Source organism: Campylobacter concisus, assembly GCF_003048675.2.
Taxonomy (GTDB): Bacteria; Campylobacterota; Campylobacteria; order Campylobacterales; family Campylobacteraceae; genus Campylobacter_A; species Campylobacter_A concisus_F.
This window is the reverse complement of record NZ_CP060707.1, coordinates 829,703-846,038: the sequence shown is the minus strand read 5'-3', so window position 1 is coordinate 846,038 and position 16,336 is coordinate 829,703. Positions and strand designations below refer to the sequence as shown.

Genomic DNA, 16,336 nt, shown 5'->3' with positions numbered 1-16,336 from the left:
CCTAATTTACTCTTTTTGGCTCTTCGATGACCTCAACATCGATGATCTCACCATCATCTTTTTTACTTCCATGCTCGCTAAAGTTTTGAAATTTAAATTCCTGATAGCTCTCATTTTTCGATGCATTTTTCTTAAATACTAAAGAAAAAACGATCACGGCAATACCAAAAATATCTGTCAAAATCCCTGGTAAAAAGAGTAGCGCTCCGCCAAAGCTAAGCCCTAGCTGGCTAAATAAATTTCCGCCAAGAAAGCTCTTAAACGCCACTTGAGGCGAATTTAAACTAGAAAATCCAGCATTAAAAAGAAGTGCGATGCCAACAAGTCCAGAAACCAGCACCTCAAGAAAATAGTTTAAAAAGCCAAATTTATCTACAAAAAGATAGATAAAGACCGCTTCTATCAAAAAAAACAAAAATACAAAAAATCTCATAAGCTCTCTTTTATCTTTCTAAAGGCATCGTTTGCCTCTATCGCCTCTTTGCTTAGCCCATCTCTCGTGATAAACTCAACCTTGCCATTTGCAAATTCTTTACCCACAAGCAGCGCATAAGGGAAGCCTATAAGCTCAAAATCATTCATCTTAACGCCAAATCTCTCGTTTCTATCGTCGATGATGACGCTAACGCCAGCTTTTTTAAGGCTCTCGTAAAGCTCAAACGCAAATTTTACGCCCGCTTCATCTTTTAAATTTGAGATGATGATCTCCACGTCAAACGGCGCGCACTCTTTTTTCCAGATGCAGCCCTTCTCATCGTGGCTAGCCTCTATCATCACAGCGATAAGCCTGCTTATGCCAATGCCGTAGCAGCCCATCAAAAATGGCTTTGCCTTGCCGTTTTCATCAAGATATGTCGCATTCATCGCAGCTGAATATTTATCGCCTAGCTGAAATATATGACCGACTTCTATGCCTTTGCTAAGTTTTAAATTTCCGCCACAAACTGGGCATTTATCGCCCTCTTTTACCTTTACAAGGTCTTTAAATCTCTCTTCGTTAAATCCGCTAACACTAACGCCAACAAAGTGATAGTCTTTTTCGTTAGCGCCACATATCATGTTATTTGCGCCCCTTAGCTCGTTATCTATGAAAAATTTCACATCCTTTAGCCCAACTGGCCCGCAAAAACCAGCAGATAATCCAGCTTTAGCCACGTCAGCCTCGCTAGCATCGACAAGTTCAAGCGCCTTGCAAGCGTTTTGCGCCTTTGTCTCTTGAAGCTCGTCATCGCCCCTTACAAAAAAGACCACAACCTCCTCTTTATCCTCGTAAATCGCCTTTTTCATAACAGCTTTTATGCAGTAAAACTCGCTAACTTTAAAAAACTCCGCCACATCTTTTATAGTTTTTGCATTTGGCGTTAGAAATTTAGCCGCGTCCGCCTCTGGCGCCTCAGCCTCGCTTACTCTTGGTTTGCGTCTTGCAGCCTCGACGTTTGCAGCGTATCTGCAAGCCTCACAGCAAAGTATGTCGTCCTCGCCGTTACTTGCAAGCACCATAAATTCTTTACTTCCGCTACCGCCAATGGCTCCGCTATCAGCCTCAACAGCTCTAAAATTTAGCCCCAAACGGGTAAAAATCTTACTATAAGTTGCCTCCATAAGGTCAAACTCACGCTTAAGATCCTCTTTGCTAGAGTGAAAACTATAGCCATCTTTCATCGTAAATTCGCGACCTCTTAGCAAGCCAAAGCGTGGTCTTGCCTCGTCACGAAATTTGGTGTTTATCTGGTATAAATTTAGTGGTAGTTGCTTGTAGCTAGTCACCTTGCCACGCACTAAGGCAACGGCTGCCTCTTCGTTTGTCGGGCTTATAACAAAGTCATTATCCTTTCTATCTTTAAAGCGCAAAAGCTCCTTGCCAAAGACATTGTAGCGGCCACTTTGCTTCCAAAGCTCGCCTGAAGTGACCACGCTAAAGCTCACCTCTAGCGCGCCAGCCTCGTTCATCTCCTCTTTTACCACGCGTGAAATTTTATCATGCATGATCTTTCCAAGCGGTAGATAGTTATAAAGCCCAGAGCCGATCTGCTCGACAAAGCCACCTCTTATCAAAAACTGATGACTTGGTAAAGATGCATCTTTTGGTGCTTCTTTGGTCGTTGGGGCGTAAAATTTACTAAATTTCATCTATATCTCCTGCTTGAAAATTTTGTTCATCTTTTATGTCAAATAAAAATTTAACTCCGTTTGAAAGCTCGCTCGCTCTCTCCTCGTCTGCAAGCCCTTTTAGCTTCATAGTTGGCTGGTGTAAAAATGCTTTAAAGACTTGGTGAATGAGCTTTTGCGCTTCGTCGTAATCGCTATGCTTTAAATAGCCCTTTTTCATCGCCTTTTCTAGCTCATTTTTAGCGCAAATTTCAGCCTGTTTGCGGATAGATTTTATAAGAGGCACGCTCATATCTTCTTTTAAAGTCTTTAAAAACTCGCTCGTATCTTGACCGACGATCGAGTAAGCCTTTTGCGCCTGCTCCTCTCTTAGGGCTAAATTTTTACGCACGATCTCCTCCAAGCTATCGACCGTATAGACGCTGATAAGCTCTGTATTTAAAAGATCGATATCTCTTGGCACGGCGATATCAAAAAAGTATCTGTGAAATTCTCTTGGTTCGATGATCTCGCCTGTGATGATAGCGTGCGGGGCTGCGGTGCTTGAAAAGATGAGATCGTAGTTATTTACATACTCTTTTAATTTCAAAATACTATCCCAGCTCGCGTTATCTCCTAGGCTATCAACTAGCTGCTCGACGCGCTCAGAGCTTCTGTTTATGATGATCACTTCTGCGCCGCTTGATATGAGGTGCTTTGCTGCTAGCTCGCCCATCTCACCAGCGCCCACGACGATAGCAGTTTTACCCTCAAGCGTGCCAAAAATTTCTTTTGCCTTTGCCACGGCGACGCTTGAAACTGAGATCGGGTTTTTAGAAATTTGAGTTTCGTTTCTAACCTTGGCAGCGCACTTACATGCGTAGTGGATGATCTTGCTGATATCTTCGCCACATGAGTTGTTATCATAGGCAAATTTAAAGGCATTTTTTAGCTGGCCAACGATCTGCGTTTCGCCAACGACTAGGCTATCAAGCGAGCTTGCCACAGCAAATAGGTGGTGTGCGGCACCGCTGTTTTCGTAGATATCCGCCCTCTCATAAAGCTCATCTTCAAAAACGCCTGAAAATATCGACATACACCTGATGATATGAGCAGTAGCGGCCTTTACATCCTCCACGCTTGCTATGATCTCGACGCGGTTGCAGGTGTTTAGCACCATGCTCTCTTTTATGTTTTTGTTTGAGTTTATCAGCTTTAAAATTTGCTCTTTTTTATCGTCACTATCAAATGCAAGCTTTTCTCTGACTGAAATATCAGTGTTTTTATATGTAAAACTTATATCTAAATAGTGCATCAAAATTCCCTATCTATCATGCTTTTTATGATCCCTTCAAGCTCGGCGTTTTTATACTCTTTTATCGCTTCTATTGCTTCAGCTCCAAGCCTTTTTGCCTCGCTTACAGCCTTGCTAAGTGAGCTAGTTTTATCAAAATTTTCTTTTAGCCACGAAATTTCGTCCGCGTTTAATTTCTTTGCCCAAAGCGATCTAAGCTTTGCCCTGCCAGCCTCGTCCAGGCTCTTATAAAGATATATGTAAGGAAGTGTCGTTTTGCCCTCGACAAAGTCGTTAAGTGCTGGTTTGCCAAGCGTTTTTTCATCTTGAGTTATGTCTAAGATATCATCAACGATCTGAAATGCGAGACCTAAATTTTTGCCATAAATGCCAAATTTCTTGCTATCTTTGCCAGCTAGCTTTGCCCCACAAATAGCCGTGGCCTCTATCAAAACAGCTGTTTTATAGTAGATCATTTTTAAATATTCTTGCTCATTTTCGTTAAAATTTTCAGCCATTTTCACATCCATCATCTCACCGATACTTAGTTTGCTGACCGCATCTGAGATGACAGCTGCGATGCTTGGATCAAATTTTGTAAGCTCGAAATAAGCCTTTGAGTAGAGGATGTCGCCTAGCATGACTGAGTTTTTACTGCCAAAAAGTGCGTTTATGCTTGGCTTGCCGCGTCTTATATTTGCCTCGTCTATGACGTCATCGTGTAGCAAGCTTGCAAGGTGGATGAGCTCGATGATAGCGCAAAGCTTAAGAGAAATTTCACTCTCGCCTGCGATCTTTAAAAGAAGTTTTGAGCGTAGCTTCTTGCCTGAGCTTATCTTTAAAAACATCTCAAACGCCTCTTTGTAGCCAAGCTCGCTTATAAATTTGCTCATTATTTCATCGATTTTATCCATTTTTATCCTTCTATTTATCCTCGTGCGGATCTCGAAAACCCACATCCACACGCTTGCTCTCATCTAGCAGCGCCACCCTAAAATGCGCCTTTTTATCCTTAAAATCAACAAACGATATATAAAGGCTCACACTCTCGTTTGGCGGCATCATAAAATCAGGCAAAACTCGCTGCATGTAGGTGTTTTGTCCTTGTCTTAGCGAAAAGACCATCTGCCTTGGATAGCGCCTAAAAAAGCTTTGCACAGTGATATTTGTGCTATCAAACAGCGTCCAACGAAAGTCAAAAGTCTCAACTCTTTGAGTTTTTTTCTCGGTTATAAAGACCCTCGCCCACTCATCTTTTTTAAGCTCAAATGTATGCACCGAATTTGGGTCAAAATTTGGCTCTTTTGCAAAGACAAGAGCGGCTAGCAAAGCAATGAGCGCAAAAATCTTACTCATTTTGGCTTAAAATTTCTCCGCTAAGCTCGATATATAGGTCATTTACTCCGTTATAAACTTTATCTTGCTCTGAGGCTATAAAATTTCTGATCTCGTCCTCGCCAACGCCATACTTTTCGCAAAGCTCGCTCATAGCCACAAATTTCTCAAAAATTTTATCTATCTCGTTTTTAACTAAAACGGCATTTGCGTTAAACAAAATGTCATAAAATTTATCTCTCGCACTGCCCTCAAATATATCTATCATCGCTGTTTCTTTGAAAATTTCTTAAGATTATAGCCAATTAAAACTAAGTTAAAAATTTAATATTATCTCCCAAGCCTCGCTAACATTTTTGGCGTTATACGTGGCAGTTTTGCTCTCCTCGCCAAATCCCCAACAAACTTGCACGTAAGGCATATTTGCATTTTTAGCGGCTAGCTCGTCTTTTAAGCTATCTCCTACAAAGATCGCCTTGCTAGCCCCAGTTTTACTAACAGCTAGGTGAAGCATCGCAGGATCTGGCTTTTGCGGTATCTCCTTGCTAGCGCCGATGACCTCGTCAAATAGCTCATAAATTTCATTTTTCTTTAAAATTTTCTCTAGCGTATCGTGCGGTGCGTTGCTTGCCAAAACGACCTTATAATGAGCATCTCTACACTTTTGCAAAAGCTCTTTTACGCCATCATAGGTAGTCGCACACTCATCGTAAAATTTCTTAAATTTCTCTTCAAAACCCTCTTTTAAGCTCCTGCTTGGCGTGTCGATGCCGTAAAACTCAAGGGCCAAATTTCTACCTGGCTCGTTGATCGCTTTTATGATAAATTCTTTTTCAAGTGGCGGCAAATTTAGCTCATCTCTTACTTCATTTACCGTCTTATATATCGCCTCGCCACTATCGATCACCGTACCATCCATATCAAAAATAACTACTTTCAATCCTCATCCTTAAATTTATTTTTATGCTTCTCTTTTTTATATGTCTTTTGATTTTTTAGCTTATCAAGTAGATTTGCCGCCTTTAAAAGCTCCTCTTTTGGCGCATTTTTGATAAGCAAATTTATAAAATTTTCTAGCGCCTTTGAGTATGGCTGATCAAGATAAACAGCCTCTACTTTTTCGATGACTTTCGCGTTTTTCTCCACTCTTTGGCGAAATTCTCCCTCGTCAAAGTCATCTCTTTTTAGTCCATTTATCGCTGATTTTGCAAATTTCTCTAGCGCACGAAGATATTTTACACGTTTAAATTTATCCGTGACTTGGTTCAAATTTTTCCTTTTTTTGGCAAATTATATCAAAATTTGATTTTATCCCCTAAATTTTGGCTTTGCTAATGTATAATTTACGCCAAAATTACTTAAACAAGGAGCAAAAATGAGGCAAGAAACCGCTGCGATCCACGTAGGCTACGACACAAACGAGGGCTTTGGCACGATGGCTGTGCCTATTTTTCAAAGCACAGCTTATGACTTTGGAAGTGCCGAGACAGCAGCTGCTAGGTTTGATCTAAAAGATAGTGGCTACATCTACACAAGACTTAGCAACCCAACGACAGATATCTTTGAAAAAAGGGTCGCCGCACTTGAGGGCGGAGCCGCTGCGATAGCGACTGCAAGCGGTCAGTCAGCTTTGTTTTACAGCATAATAAATTTAGCCCAAGCAGGCGATAATATCATCATCGCTAAGAAAATTTATGGCGGCACGACGGTGCTTTTTACGCACACACTAAAAAGATTTGGCATAGAGGCTAGAGTCTTTGACAGCGACACTGCTGATGATCTGGAGAGTTTGATAGATGATAAAACGAGGGCTATATTTTTTGAAACGCTTTCAAATCCGCAAATTTCTATCCCAAATATCGAAAAAATCGTAGAAATCGCAAACAAATATGGCATCATCAGCATCACTGATAACACCGTGCCAACGCCTATCATCTTTCAGCCACTTCGCCACGGAGTCGATGTTTGCGTGCATAGTGCGAGCAAATATATGAGCGGTCAGGGCCTTAGCCTAGCAGGTGTCGTTGTAAGTGCAAATCACCTAAACGAAAAGCTAAAAGGCAACAAGAGATATGAGCACTTTAACGTGCCAGATGCGAGCTATCACGACATCGTTTATGCTGATATGACGGACCATTTTGATATCTACACGCTAAGAATGAGGCTTGCCATCGTGCGCGACATCGGCGCTGTGATCTCTCCGTTTAACTCTTGGCAGCTCATACAAGGGCTTGAAACGCTCGCTGTTAGGGTTGAGAGACACTCGCAAAACGCGCTAAAAGTGGCTAAATTTCTAAACTCTCACAAACATATAAAAAGCGTGGCTTATCCTGGGCTTGCCGACAACATAGATCACGCAAAGGCGCAAAAATACTTTAAAGACGGCATGGCAAATGGGCTTTTTTGCTTTGAGACTGATAGTTTTGAGCGCGCAAAAAAGATGCTAGAGCGCGTAAAACTCTTTAAGATCGTAGTAAATATCGGCGATACAAAGTCGCTCATCACGCATCCAGCCTCGACAACTCACCAGCAACTAAGCAGCGAAGAGCTCATCAAAGCTGGCATCACAAAAGAGCTGATAAGAGTTAGCATAGGTCTTGAAAACGCCGAGGATCTGATAGCTGACCTAGCCCAAGCCCTAGAATAATGAAATTTCTAGCTCATTTTGGGCTAGAAATTTAAAATTTACTCAAGCTTGCCATGTATCCTCTCGCACTCTTTTACTTGCCTTATAAATTTTATAACGATGTAGATGACAAGTAGCGGCACGCTTATATACCAAAATGCAAAAAAGGCGAGTATAAAAAGCATAAATAAGAATGTTGCGAAATATACTAAGACTGCAAGTATGATACTATCAAGCATTTTGCCTCCCATTTTGCTAGTGTTTTGGTGATTTTATAAAAAGCAAAATAAAATGAGACTGAACGGATTTGTTTTGGCTCTAAAATTTGAGCTAAGTTGCAAGCGAAGTCAAATTGTAGTAGCCAACTCTTGCGAGTGAATGGAATTTTAAAATTTACGACACAATCTAATTAAATTTAATGCTAAGAGCTAATAGGTTTAAATTAAAAATCCTCTTAGCTAATATAACGCTATGGGTGCAGATAGCGCTAACACACTACCTGCTTTTTCTAATAAATTATTTTATTAAATTATCTCAAACGATATCTTCAAAAACTTCAAATTTATCTTGATTTACAAGCATCTCAAGCAAGACGCCGTAGTTGTCTTTTATCTCATCTTGAAGTTTTATAGTAAGCTCTTTTGCGTCTTTTCCATCTTTTGGATAGGTAACTACTAGATCGATCGGTTCAGCGTTTAAAAACTCTTGTATACCAGTTAGTAGCTCACTAGCGCCTCTCTCGTTTGTGCCGTGAAGTACGACCACGTAGTGTTCGTTTTCTCTTATGACAACATCTGTTTGTCTTAGGATTTTTTCAAAAATTTCGCCATATTCTTTACTATTTGGCAAAGAAAAATATATCAAAGATAAATTTTTCGCATAGTCCTTTACGTTTTTGTATCGCTTTATAAAAGCTATCTCAAGATCAATTATTGATAAAATATCAACTGCCGAGAAGATTTTTGCCGCCATTTTTACACTCCTTTTTTTGCGGTTTTGATTTTACGCCGCTATTATATCTTGTAAATTTTCAAAAATAAAGACATTCATTCCATTTTTGTATTCATAGCCAAATTTTAGTCCATGAGCCTCAAGGATGTTGCTAACTATATATAAACCTAGACCAAAGCTCTTTTGCGCGTCCTCGCCCTTGATAAATGGCTGGATGTAAAAGTCAAGGTCATTTTTTAGCTTCTCGCCTTGGGTTATAAATTTCATATGATCTTTGCTAACCATGATATTTACATGTTTGTCGGTTGAATACTTTATGCCATTATCTATCATATTTTTTATAGCGACTGAAAATAGTTTAAAATCAACCATCACCCTAACCTCGTCAAGCTCGCTGATACCAACGTGCTCTTTCTCGATCATCGCTATATCTATCGCCTCGTCGATAAGGTCTCTCATAAGACAAGGCGTTTTGTTTGTAAGGCCTATTTTTGAGGTTATCTGCTCGATCGCAGCAAGCTCATTTATCAAATTTTCAAGCTTGTGAAAGACAGATATTAGCCTCTCTTGATTTTTGCTTTTTTCTATCATTTGAGCGGCGATCAGCCCCTTTGTGATAGGCGTTTTTAGCTCGTGCATGATATTTCTTAAAAAAAGATGCCTTGAGTCATTTAGTGCTTTGATCTGACAAACAGCCTCATAAAATGCCTCTGAAACTTCAGAAATTTCATCCTTGCCGTTGCCGACATTTTGCACGCCGTCAAGCTCACCATTTGCAAATTTCACGATCTGACGCTTTAGCTTTCTAAGCGGCTTTATCTTATAGATGACAAAGATATAAGCAGCCAGCAAAATGACCGCAACTACGGCAAACACAGCCTTTATCACCTCATATCTATAAGGCTGAAATTCTTTATCCATCAAAAGCTTTAGCTCGTCTAAATGCTCGATCTTTAGGTAGTGATGCTTATCATAAAGCAAGATAGCACTTGATCCTAGATCGCTTGAAATTTCTTCTAAAACGGCTGCATTTTTTAAAATTTCTTCTTTTTCATTTTTGGCGGTGATCTCTGGCATGTCGATGCTTGAGAGCTGACGATCGTACTGGGCTTTGTTTATGATGCCACCCATGTAGAGCAAATTTGTCCTAGCGACGTTTGAGTATTTGTTATTTAGCTCTCTTGTGTAGTTTTGCTTGTCAAAGCCCATAAGCCACAAAAAGGCTAGAAATATCGAAACGAGCGCAAGTCCAAAGATAAACGTTATCGTGATAAATATAGAAGATCTTGGCATCAAAGAACCAACTTATAGCCGATGCCGCGGATCGCGTGGATGTATTTTGGCTCTTTTGGATTTTCATTTAGTTTTTGGCGAATTCTGCCGATGATGACATCGATACTTTTGTTTGAGCTATCTTCGTTTATGCTCTCGCAGTTGTAGATGAGCTCCTCTCTAGTGACCGCCCCGCCCTCTTTTTGAAGCAGATATTTTAAGATGTCATACTCCGCTGCGGTTAAATTTAGCACGCTTCCTTTAAATAAAATTTCACGCTCAAATTCTTTTAATACCAAGTCTTTGTTTAAATTTCTTGCCTCATTTGCAGGGGCGATACTCTGCCTTCTTAGATGGCTTTTGATGCGAGCAAGAAGCTCTTGTGGGTCATAAGGCTTTGGCAAATAATCATCCGCACCGTTATCTAGGGCATTTACTTTGTCTGTTATATCGTGCCTTGCGCTTGAGATGATTATAGGGATGTTGTGCTTTTTTCTTATCTCTTTGCAAACCTCCAGCCCGTCCATGCCAGGGAGAGTGAGGTCAAGTATCACTAGGTCAAATTCGCTCGTATTTAAGGTAGATAGTCCGATATATGGCTCTTCAGCCGTCGTCACCTTGATATCGTAGTTTTCTAGGTATTCAGTTAAAATTTCAGCAAGCTCCATATCATCTTCTATCATTAAAATTCTAGTCATGATCTTTCCTGATGTAAATTTATTTTTAAGGATTATAGCAGATAAAGGTTTTAAAAATTTAAAAGAGTTAAGAGCTGAAATTTCAGCTCTTAAGTGGTTATTTTATAACAAGACCTTGCATGATGCCACCGCGGTTTATCCACACTAGCGTCTTTTTGCCTTTTGCGTTTTTAACTGTGCTTGCAAATGTTTGAAGATCTTTTATGCTCTCTTCGCCAACTTGAACGATCACATCGCCTCTTTCAAAGCCAAAGTCTTCAGCTTTTGAGCCAGATTTTACGTCAGTTACAAGCACGCCTTGAGTATCTGGGCTGATCTTATACTTAAATCTTATCTCATCGATTAGATTGCTAACGCTAAGACCTTCTATTATGACGCTTTTTGTCGCATCTTTTGCGTTGTGATCCATATTTACAAGTTTGATTTTTGTATTCATCACCTTACTTGATCGCTCGTAAGTTATATCAACGCTGCTATTTGGAGTTAGTGAGCCGATGAAATTTTTAAGATCATTTGCATTTTTGATAGCTTTGCCATTTGCTGAGATGACCAAGTCGCCTCTTTTTAGCCCTGCTTCATCTGCTGGCATGCCCTGCTCTACACCGCTTATTAAAGCGCCTTCTTTATTTGTGTAAAGTTCTTTTTGCTCATCAGTTAAATTTGCGATAGTTACGCCGATAAATCCACGCTCGATCTTGCCGTCAGCTATCAGCTTTTTAGCGATATCTTTTACCATATTTGACGGGATCGCAAAGCCTATGCCGTTGTTGCCTCCACTTTTTGAAAGTATGGCTGAGTTTATACCGACTAAATAGCCCCTGCTATCAACCAAAGCGCCGCCTGAGTTGCCAGGGTTTATAGAGGCGTCTGTTTGGATGAAATTTTCATATTGATTAAGCCCGATATCGTCTTTATTTAGCCCTGAGACGATGCCTTGAGTGATGCTCTCACCAACGCCAAAAGGATTGCCTATAGCAAAGACTACGTCCGCATCAAGCAGCTTTGATGAGTCGGCAAATGTTATCGCATTTAGCCCATTTGCCTCTATCTTTATGACGGCTAGATCGGTCTTTGGATCGCTGCCTATTAGCTTTGCTTTATACTCCTTGCCACCCTTTGCCAAGGTCACAACGATCTGGTCGCTATCTTCGATGACGTGGTTGTTTGTAACGATGTAGCCGTCATTTGAGATGATGACGCCAGAGCCAAGAGAGGTTGTCTTTTCTTTCTCTTTTGGCTTTGCAAAGTTAAATCCAAAAAATTCATTAAAAAACGGATCATTAAACATCTGCTCGATACCCGCATTGCTTACTGTTTTTGTAGTCGAGATATTTACTACTGAAAGTTTTGCCTGAGCGATAGAGTCGTAGTATGAGAGCACGCTATTTTTATCGCTTAACGGCGAAACTCTAGTTACATCTTGGTTTGCTTCGTTAAATTTAATATCAGCTCCCATTAGCAAAGAAGCCGCTGCTAATGAAATTAGCATAAATTTTTTCATTTTTTTCCTTTAAATTGAAAATGTCTTGAAATTATAAATAGAGCTTAAAAATAAAATCTTAACGCTTTTTTATCCTTTGTAAATAAAAATAAACTTGACTTGCATAGACTAAAGTTTTGTGATATAATCCGTGTCAAAAAACATAAGGAGAATATATGAGCGAAAGCTTATATGAAACTTTAGGAGTTTCAAAAGGCGCATCAAGCGACGAGATAAAAAAAGCTTATAGAAAACTTGCTAGAAAGTACCACCCAGACATCAACAAAGACCCTGGAGCAGAGGATAAATTTAAAGAGATAAACGCTGCTTATGAAATTTTAAGTGACGAGAAAAAACGTGCCCAGTATGATCAATATGGCGACAATATGTTTGGCGGTCAAAATTTCCACGACTTTGCCAGAGGCTCGGCCGATATGGGCGATCTAAACGATATCTTGAAAAATATCTTCTCAGGTGGATTTGGTGGAGGTGGCGCTAAATTTAGCGGTGGCTTTGGTGGAGGTTTTGAAGGATTTGAAGGCTTTGGCGGAGGTGGATTTGGCTTTGGAGGAGCTGATCTAGATGTAAATGCCAAAATTTCTATACCATTTGACGTGGCTGTAACTGGCGGCGAGCACAAGATAAATTTTAATGGCGAAAGCATCAAGATAAAGATCCCAAGCGGCATAGAAGGCGGCGAAAAACTTCGCATAAAAGGCAAAGGCAAGAGTGCTGGCGGTCAAACTGGAGATCTCATACTTGCCATTAGCGTTGAGCCAAGCGACGAATATGAAAGAGTTGGCGACGATCTTTATAAAGATATAGAAATTCCACTAAAAACTATGCTCTTTGGCGGTAAGATAAATGTGCATACATATAAAAAAGATGTAACCATTAAAATCGCTGAGAACTCAAAAACAGGCACAAAGATCCGCTTAAAAGGATACGGCGTGCAAAACAGAAAGAGCGGAATTTATGGCGATCTTTACTTAAAGGCCAGGGTAAAACTTCCAAACATTAGTGAGCTTGACGAGGGCTTAGTAAAAGAGTTAAAAGAAAAATTACCGGAGTAAAAAATGCAAAATTATGAAGAACCACTTTTTTTAATAAGCGTTGTAGCAAAGGTTTTAAGCATACATCCACAAACTTTAAGACAGTACGAGAGGGAGGGGCTAGTTGAACCCTCAAGAACAGATGGCAAGATGAGGCTCTACTCACAAAAAGACGTTGATCGCGTCAAAACGATACTAAATTTGACCCGCGAACTTGGCGTAAATTTAGCAGGTGTTGATGTGATACTTCAGCTAAAAGAGAAAATTGACGATTTAGAAGCAACTATTGATGAGTTAAATAAAAAATTACACGAAGCTACCAGTCAAACTAGCACCAAAAGATCGCTTGTAAAGAGAAAAAATAGCTTTGATCTTGTATTTTACGAAGGCAAAAAATAATATATGGAACAAATTTTAGAAGGCTTCTTGCTTGTCGCTGCGATCTCAGTCGCGTTAAATGTCATTTTTAAGAAATTTCAGATACCAACCATCATCGGCTACATCGTAACCGGCACGCTTATATCAGAATTTTTCAACCTAAAAAGCAACGATGAAATTTCTCATATCGCGGAATTTGGTATCGCATTTTTGATGTTTACGATCGGACTTGAGTTTAGCTTTAAGCATCTGATGAGCATGAAAAAAGAGGTCTTTCTAAATGGCGGTCTGCAAGTTTGTTTAAGTGGCTTTGTGATGGGCGTGATGCTTTACTACGCGCTTCATCTAAAGGACGAGACAGCACTTATCGCTGGTCTTGCCTTTGCTCTATCATCAACTGCAATCGTGCTAAAAACGCTAAATGACAACGGCGATGTGAGTAAAATTTATGGTAGAAAGGCACTTGGAATTTTGCTATTTCAAGATATCGCCGTCATCCCGATCTTGCTTATGATAGATATGTTTAGCTCGCAAGATGCCTCGATAAATGAGCTTTTGTTAAAGACATTTACGAGTGCGGTTATCCTTATCGTTGTGCTATTTTTGCTCGGCAAATATGTCATCAACTGGATATTTTACAAAGTCGTTCAGACAAACTCTCAAGAGGTCTTTATAGCCACGATCCTCTTTTTAGTCGTTGGCGCCAGCACACTAGCTCACTTCTTTGGCTTTTCATACTCTCTTGGTGCATTCTTAGCTGGCATGATGATGGCGGAGACGCAGTATAAGCACCAGATCGAGGTCGATCTCATACCTTTTAGAGATCTGCTTCTTGGACTATTTTTCATAACCGTTGGCATGCAGATAAATTTTGTAGTCGTGCTCTCAAACATCTGGCTAGTTTTAGGTCTAGTCTTTAGCATAATGGTCGTAAAAGCCATCGTCGTTTTTGCCGTTTTAAATATCTACTTAAAACGCAGGGTCGCTGCTAAAACCGCACTTAGCGTCTGTCAGATCGGCGAATTTGCACTGGCTGTCTTTGGGCTGATGACTACAAGAAATTTACTTGATGTCCAAACAGCTCAAATTTTCATCGCAGCCTCTGTTATATCGATGTTTGCAACACCTTTTATACTTAAAAAGCTTGACGTTTTAGCTGATCTTGTAGAGCGTGAGGTGGTAGTTGAGTCAAACGAGACCTTAAAGCCACAAAAGCTAAAAAATCACATCGTAGTCTTTGGCTACGATAGGCTCGGTCAAGAGGTGGTTTTAAGGCTAAAAGAGACAAAGCTTTTATACATCGTGCTTGATAATGATATCAGCCTAGTTGAGCTTGGCAGGAGCCGCGGGGAAAATGTATTTTTAGGAAACGTGCTGCAAAGCGACACTCTTGAAAATGCCTGCCTAAACGACGCAGCAGCCGTTATCATAACAGTTAGCAACGAGCAAAGAGTTGAGCTGATCGCGCAAAAGATCAAAGACTACGGCGCAAATATCCAAACGATCATCAAAGCAAATGGCGAGGGCAACAAAGATATCTTTGGCGAGCTAGGCGCAAATTTCCACCTTATAATTGAGGAGCGCGTCATGGCAAAAACCCTTGTTCACGAAGCCCTTCAATGCAAGATCGACCACGACGTAAGAGCGTAGTAAATTTAACTTCTTAAAACACGCTTTTTTGTTAAGTTCGTTTAAATAAATTGATAAAACTATTAGCAATATTTTTGATTATATAAGAAACAATAAGAAGCTAAAAATTTGTCTGGTCAAAACATCAATGCTAGTCTTAATGAGAAAGAAGTAAAAATTAAAGAGCTATCAAAAGATAAAAAAATAGAATTTATTACAAATTAAAATAAAAGCATATTAGCCAATAATATGCTTTTTAAAACTAAATTTAAAGCCTAGCTTTGCCAGGCTTTTATTCATTTCTTAAAGTTTGAAGGACATTTACCTCTGTGGCTTTTTTTGCTGGATAGTAGGACGAGATAGCCACGATAAATACAGCTCCAACTACGATAAGCACAAGATCAATAGTTGAGAGTTCAAGCGGCAGTTTGCTTGAGCCATAGACGTCAGCTGGGAGGTCTATGATGTTGAAATTTCCAAGTAAAAATAGCCCCAAAAAGCCAAGCACTAAGCCAAATATAATGCCACCTCCACCTATTACTAACCCTTGATAAAAAAAGCTTCTTTTTATCTCGCCTTTGCTAGCACCAAGCGCTAAAAGCAAGGCGATCTCCTGCCTGCGGTTCATCACGGTCATTAGTAGTGAGCTTATGATATTTAGCGACGCCACAAGGATAATTAACATCAAAACGATAAAAAGCGCTCTTTTTTCAAGTGCGAGCGCTGAGAAAAAGTTGCCATTTTGCTCCCACCAGCCAATAGCAACCGTGCCAGCTGGAAGCCCCTCGCGCACCCTTTTTATATCATCAAATGGCTTACTTGAAAAGATGTGAATTCCATCATAAACGCCTTTTGGGTAGTCTAAAATTTTCCTTAATGCATCAACCGAAGTATATGAAAATGCCTTGTCATAGGCGATTAACCCAGATGTAAATGAGCCACCGATATCAAAGCGCTTCATCTTTGGCGTTAGCGAAAAGCCAGCAGGATCAGCCTTTGTAAAGATAAGCGTTAGTTTTTCATCGTTTCTTAGCCTAAACTCACTCGTTATGCCACTTCCCACAAGTATCTCAAAGCCCTCTAGCTCTTTTTCTTTCAAAGCTTCATTTACAACTGAATTTATCTGCTTTTCATCTTTAAAATTTACGCCATAAATTAGCCCACCTTCAAGCGCATTTGCCGAGCGGTAAATGACCTGTGTGCTGATATATGGACTAAATTTAAGGTCGCTAAATTTAGCCTTTAGCTCATCTACAAAGCCATCATCTATGGAGCCTTTAAAAGCGCTTTGAACGGTTATAGGATAGTTCATCGTAAAAAGTTTGCGCTCAAATTCTTTATCAAATCCGTTCATGATCGCCATCGCAACTATTAAAACCATAAGTCCTATGCTAACACCAAGAAAGGCGAGTAAGGCACTTAGAGCGATAAATGGCTGAGTTTTATCAAATCTTAAATATTTAAAAAGTAGATACTTTGGTAAGCTTGTCATCAAATAGCCTTTAAAAGATTAAGGCGCTTTGGCGCCTTAAA

Annotated in this window: 18 protein-coding genes; 4 read left to right on the top strand and 14 right to left on the bottom strand. The window is 40.0% G+C overall.

Features of this window, described 5'->3' with window-relative positions; genetic code table 11:
• Nucleotide 1: 1 nt before the first annotated feature.
• From CVT00_RS04260 to CVT00_RS04225, 8 genes are read right to left on the bottom strand one after another with little or no spacing between them, the layout of a single operon-like run.
• Nucleotides 2-433 carry an FxsA family protein gene (locus CVT00_RS04260; RefSeq protein WP_103559053.1) on the bottom strand — a complete coding sequence of 144 codons (432 nt, stop codon included), beginning with the start codon at nucleotides 431-433 and terminating at the stop codon, nucleotides 2-4.
• On the bottom strand, nucleotides 430-2,130 hold the full coding sequence (locus CVT00_RS04255; protein WP_103559054.1) for a proline--tRNA ligase: 1,701 nt from the start codon (nucleotides 2,128-2,130) through the stop codon (nucleotides 430-432). The genes CVT00_RS04260 and CVT00_RS04255 overlap by 4 nt, the downstream gene beginning before the upstream one ends.
• Nucleotides 2,120-3,403 (bottom strand): glutamyl-tRNA reductase, encoded by a 1,284-nt coding sequence (hemA, locus tag CVT00_RS04250; RefSeq protein WP_002940193.1) that lies wholly within the window; start codon nucleotides 3,401-3,403, stop codon nucleotides 2,120-2,122. The genes CVT00_RS04255 and hemA overlap by 11 nt, the downstream gene beginning before the upstream one ends.
• On the bottom strand, nucleotides 3,403-4,296 hold the full coding sequence (locus tag CVT00_RS04245) for a polyprenyl synthetase family protein (protein WP_103607803.1): 894 nt from the start codon (nucleotides 4,294-4,296) through the stop codon (nucleotides 3,403-3,405). The genes hemA and CVT00_RS04245 overlap by 1 nt, the downstream gene beginning before the upstream one ends.
• A gap of 10 nt (nucleotides 4,297-4,306) precedes the next feature.
• Nucleotides 4,307-4,738 (bottom strand): hypothetical protein, encoded by a 432-nt coding sequence (locus CVT00_RS04240; RefSeq protein ID WP_103607802.1) that lies wholly within the window; start codon nucleotides 4,736-4,738, stop codon nucleotides 4,307-4,309.
• Nucleotides 4,731-4,985 carry a DUF2018 family protein gene (locus CVT00_RS04235; protein ID WP_103606987.1) on the bottom strand — a complete coding sequence of 85 codons (255 nt, stop codon included), beginning with the start codon at nucleotides 4,983-4,985 and terminating at the stop codon, nucleotides 4,731-4,733. Before CVT00_RS04235 ends, CVT00_RS04240 begins: the two co-directional genes overlap by 8 nt.
• Nucleotides 4,986-5,033: 48 nt before the next feature.
• Nucleotides 5,034-5,657, bottom strand: a complete 624-nt coding sequence (locus tag CVT00_RS04230; protein WP_107915447.1) for an HAD family hydrolase — start codon at nucleotides 5,655-5,657, stop codon at nucleotides 5,034-5,036.
• On the bottom strand, nucleotides 5,654-5,986 hold the full coding sequence (locus CVT00_RS04225; protein ID WP_107915445.1) for a hypothetical protein: 333 nt from the start codon (nucleotides 5,984-5,986) through the stop codon (nucleotides 5,654-5,656). The genes CVT00_RS04230 and CVT00_RS04225 overlap by 4 nt, the downstream gene beginning before the upstream one ends.
• Before the next feature lie 106 nt (nucleotides 5,987-6,092).
• Here CVT00_RS04225 and CVT00_RS04220 point away from each other — a divergent pair, with 106 nt between their 5' ends.
• Entirely contained in the window at nucleotides 6,093-7,364 is a 1,272-nt protein-coding gene (locus CVT00_RS04220; protein ID WP_107915444.1) for an O-acetylhomoserine aminocarboxypropyltransferase/cysteine synthase family protein, read from the top strand.
• Between the two features lie 38 nt (nucleotides 7,365-7,402).
• Here CVT00_RS04220 and CVT00_RS04215 read toward each other — a convergent pair whose 3' ends face one another.
• The 5 genes from CVT00_RS04215 to CVT00_RS04195 all read right to left on the bottom strand — a co-directional run bounded on the left by CVT00_RS04215 (nucleotide 7,403) and on the right by CVT00_RS04195 (nucleotide 11,765).
• Nucleotides 7,403-7,582 carry a transformation system protein gene (locus CVT00_RS04215; protein WP_103559060.1) on the bottom strand — a complete coding sequence of 60 codons (180 nt, stop codon included), beginning with the start codon at nucleotides 7,580-7,582 and terminating at the stop codon, nucleotides 7,403-7,405.
• Nucleotides 7,583-7,877: 295 nt separating this feature from the next.
• On the bottom strand, nucleotides 7,878-8,315 hold the full coding sequence (locus tag CVT00_RS04210; protein ID WP_103559061.1) for a pyridoxal-5'-phosphate-dependent protein: 438 nt from the start codon (nucleotides 8,313-8,315) through the stop codon (nucleotides 7,878-7,880).
• 30 nt (nucleotides 8,316-8,345) lie between these two features.
• A complete protein-coding gene (locus CVT00_RS04205; protein WP_103559062.1) occupies nucleotides 8,346-9,587 on the bottom strand; it encodes an ArsS family sensor histidine kinase in 1,242 nt (413 codons plus the stop codon).
• Nucleotides 9,587-10,264: a response regulator transcription factor gene (locus CVT00_RS04200; RefSeq protein WP_002940190.1), complete on the bottom strand. Its 678-nt coding sequence runs from the start codon at nucleotides 10,262-10,264 to the stop codon at nucleotides 9,587-9,589. The genes CVT00_RS04205 and CVT00_RS04200 overlap by 1 nt, the downstream gene beginning before the upstream one ends.
• Before the next feature lie 97 nt (nucleotides 10,265-10,361).
• Nucleotides 10,362-11,765, bottom strand: coding sequence for a Do family serine endopeptidase (locus CVT00_RS04195; RefSeq protein WP_103559063.1), 1,404 nt, complete (start codon nucleotides 11,763-11,765; stop codon nucleotides 10,362-10,364).
• 155 nt (nucleotides 11,766-11,920) lie between these two features.
• Here CVT00_RS04195 and CVT00_RS04190 point away from each other — a divergent pair, with 155 nt between their 5' ends.
• From CVT00_RS04190 to CVT00_RS04180, 3 genes are read left to right on the top strand one after another with little or no spacing between them, the layout of a single operon-like run.
• Nucleotides 11,921-12,817, top strand: a complete 897-nt coding sequence (locus CVT00_RS04190; protein WP_103559064.1) for a DnaJ C-terminal domain-containing protein — start codon at nucleotides 11,921-11,923, stop codon at nucleotides 12,815-12,817.
• Between the two features lie 3 nt (nucleotides 12,818-12,820).
• Entirely contained in the window at nucleotides 12,821-13,195 is a 375-nt protein-coding gene (locus CVT00_RS04185) for a heat shock protein transcriptional repressor HspR (RefSeq protein WP_107791571.1), read from the top strand.
• Nucleotides 13,196-13,198: 3 nt separating this feature from the next.
• Nucleotides 13,199-14,824, top strand: a complete 1,626-nt coding sequence (locus CVT00_RS04180; protein ID WP_107915442.1) for a cation:proton antiporter — start codon at nucleotides 13,199-13,201, stop codon at nucleotides 14,822-14,824.
• A gap of 271 nt (nucleotides 14,825-15,095) precedes the next feature.
• On the opposite strand, the gene CVT00_RS04175 is transcribed toward CVT00_RS04180, so the two are convergent.
• Nucleotides 15,096-16,295, bottom strand: coding sequence for an ABC transporter permease (locus CVT00_RS04175; RefSeq protein WP_103559066.1), 1,200 nt, complete (start codon nucleotides 16,293-16,295; stop codon nucleotides 15,096-15,098).
• Nucleotides 16,296-16,336 lie beyond the last annotated feature (41 nt).